General features: G+C 64.7%; 3 protein-coding genes. All 3 read right to left on the reverse strand.

Annotated features, from left to right (window positions below; genetic code table 11):
* Positions 1-252: 252 nt before the first annotated feature.
* Positions 253-786: a hypothetical protein gene (locus ABDV69_RS20895; RefSeq protein WP_343577710.1), complete on the reverse strand. Its 534-nt coding sequence runs from the start codon at positions 784-786 to the stop codon at positions 253-255.
* On the reverse strand, positions 783-1,640 hold the full coding sequence (locus ABDV69_RS20900) for a hypothetical protein (protein WP_343577712.1): 858 nt from the start codon (positions 1,638-1,640) through the stop codon (positions 783-785). Before ABDV69_RS20900 ends, ABDV69_RS20895 begins: the two co-directional genes overlap by 4 nt.
* Before the next feature lie 159 nt (positions 1,641-1,799).
* Complete coding sequence (locus tag ABDV69_RS20905; protein ID WP_343577713.1) at positions 1,800-1,979, reverse strand: hypothetical protein; 180 nt, start codon at positions 1,977-1,979, stop codon at positions 1,800-1,802.
* Positions 1,980-2,718: the final 739 nt, after the last annotated feature.

The raw sequence follows: 2,718 nt of genomic DNA on the forward strand, positions 1-2,718 counted from the left end.
CGAAACCCCGCAGCTGCTCAAACAGAAGGCAGTAATTGGCATATATCCAGACCGTTACCTTGGCCGAGTGATCTGGCCGTGTGCCTGATCAAGCCGAAACTCGTTGGCCGGTTCAGTTCGCGAGCAGGTTGCCGCCTAATGCGGCGAAGTCCATTGCTGTAGCGGGCGATCTGGCGGGCGGGAACGATGGCGTCGCCTAAGGATCGGCGCTGCAACGGATGTCGCCGGTGTGGACACACGGTGGGGGACGGGCTAGGGCAACTCCAACGCGAGCAACGCGGGCACGACAGGCTTCGTGGTGAACGTCCTGCTACCGCTCGACACGGTGAGCGTGATCCGCTGAGGCTTGCCGTCGGCCGCTTCACCCGCCGTCGCCAATGCGCGTCCGTTGATCAACTCGGTGACGAAAGTCGCCTCGGCACCCGGCGCGATGTCACACGGGATCGGCGGGCCGCCGATCTGGTTGTCGAGGACCACGAACGAAACGGTGCTCGGGTCGGCGCGCACCGCCCATCCCGTGACGTGGAACGGCGCGCGGCCGTCGTTGACGACCGTCACCCCGATCACGAACGGGCCGGGCGCCGCCTGGCTAACGGCCGACTTCAGCGAGTCACGGAAGTCACGGGTGGCGTCGTTGGACACTAGCCCTCCGGCGGTCAAGAAGCCGACGATCGGCGTGAGCTTCGGCCGAGCGCCTTGCAACCGGAACGACCAGACCTGCCACCCGAGCGACCCAGCGGCCAGCACGGTGCCGATGAGGCCGAGGACGAACGCAGCTACGGTCACGGTCCCTCCAGCCCGCCGAATCGCTGGACGATCGACTCGATGAGGTCGATCACCCTGGACAGCTCGGATACGTCTATCTGCGTGCCGTCGTTAGCGCGAAACCCGAACGACAGCTTCGGCGGATCGGGCCGCTCAAACTCGACACCCGACTGCCACGTCAACGCGGAATCGTGGTACGGAGCCGGGTCGGGCTGCACGAACACCCGCGACACCTCGACCTTCGCGCCGGCCGTGATCGGCAGCCACGGTCCGGGCATCGCGATCTGAATCACCGTGGCGTACCACGGCTTTGGTTCCGGCGCGATCATGCTCTGCGACCATGCGCCGGCGGCGAACAGGCTCAGATTGCGGTGCTTGTCGGTGCCGCCCAAAGTCGCCAACCGCGATAGTAGCGGGTCGATCGGCGGTAGTGGCGAGGGCAGGTTCGACGTAGGTGGCGCGAACTGTTGAACCGCCCGTAGCTCGGTGACAGCGGCGGGCCACGCGCCGGGAACCTTCCCCGCGACGTTGCGCTCCCACTTGGCGGGATCGGTGACGATCGGGAAAGCGACCTTGTGCGCGTCCGGTCCGTCGGGTGTGCCGCCGCCCGTGAGGTAGATCTGGAACGCGGTGTAGTCGAGCGCGGTGCGCAGCGCGTGGAGGACTTCGCCGGCACGGAGCGGGAGGTTGATTGGCGGCGCGGCATTGACCTTGGCGTAGCCGATGTAGCAGACGAATTGGATGGATCGCCGCGATTGGGCCTCGACGCCGCCGGTGTCCTGCCATTGCGTCAGTGCTGCGGTGAGTTCGTCGTGCAACTCCTTCGCCCGGTGAACCTTCGCAAGAGCGTCGGTGAGGTCAAGGACGTCGGTCACCTAGCGGCCCTCCGCGCCGCCTGCGGCTGGATTGGGTGCTTCGATGAGGTCGCATTGGCTGGCCGACCCACCGCGCCGGCAGGCTGAGAACGGACGGGCGCTCGACAGCCTTCTGCTGGCTCACGTCGCCCGGTCCGTGGGTGGCGGGGTTGCGGATTGTCATTTGTGCGCCTGGAGCGAACTGTGTTCGAGAGGGGACACCGGAGGGATGATGCCGCGGCTCGGTCCCAGGTAGGTGGGTGTGCGCAGTTCGAGGAAGGGCACGAACGCGGCCCGGAAGTCTACGACTCGTTCGGCGAGTCCGCGTAGATAGGTGGGGTTGCGGTCGGCATCAGCCACGATAGTCGACGCTATCTGCGGTCGGCCCCGGTGCGATGCTGCGACATGCCAGCTACTCGTCCGCCGTGAGCGAACGGTCGGCCTATCAGACCCGCAGTGTTCAGGTATCGGTCGTCACAACAGCCAGTGGGGAAAACTTCACACCGTTATTTGCGACGGCACACCATTAGTTGCGGATGCTCGCTTAGCTTAGAGGCCCTAGAAGCGGCTGCACCGCCCGTCGTGTTGTCGACCAGCAGAGAGAAGCCCTTTCTCGCGAAGCAGGTACGAGTAGACGTCTCCTAGCACCCGACGGATCTTGACCTGCTGCCGTGACAGCGCCTCATGCTCGCCCGGTAACTTGTCCGCGAGGGCTGATAAAGATGACCTGCGACCCCCGTCCCGAAATTTCCCAGCCACCTCATCCCGCAGTGTGTTGCGTCCCGATCGGCTGAGTAAAGGGCGTCTCCGACGTCACAACAAACGTGATGGCTTCGCCACCCTTGACACATTCGATCGTCGGCTCAGGATCGCCAGTGAGGAAGCGGTGGGAGCGCCGCTGTTTTGCACCGTGAGGTGACGACAGTTCTGACGACAACGATGACGACAGTCGCGCTTCCTCACAACTCCGCCTACACGGCAGTTGAACTCCTATCGTGCCTGTTCAGGCGATCCGCCCGTGCCTACGGATCAGAAGGTTGGGGGTTCGAATCCCTTCGGGCGCACTCACGGCCGGCGAAACGAGTTCGTTTGGTGTCAA

It is taken from the genome of Mycobacterium sp., from assembly GCF_039583785.1.
Lineage (GTDB): Bacteria > Actinomycetota > Actinomycetes > Mycobacteriales > Mycobacteriaceae > Mycobacterium.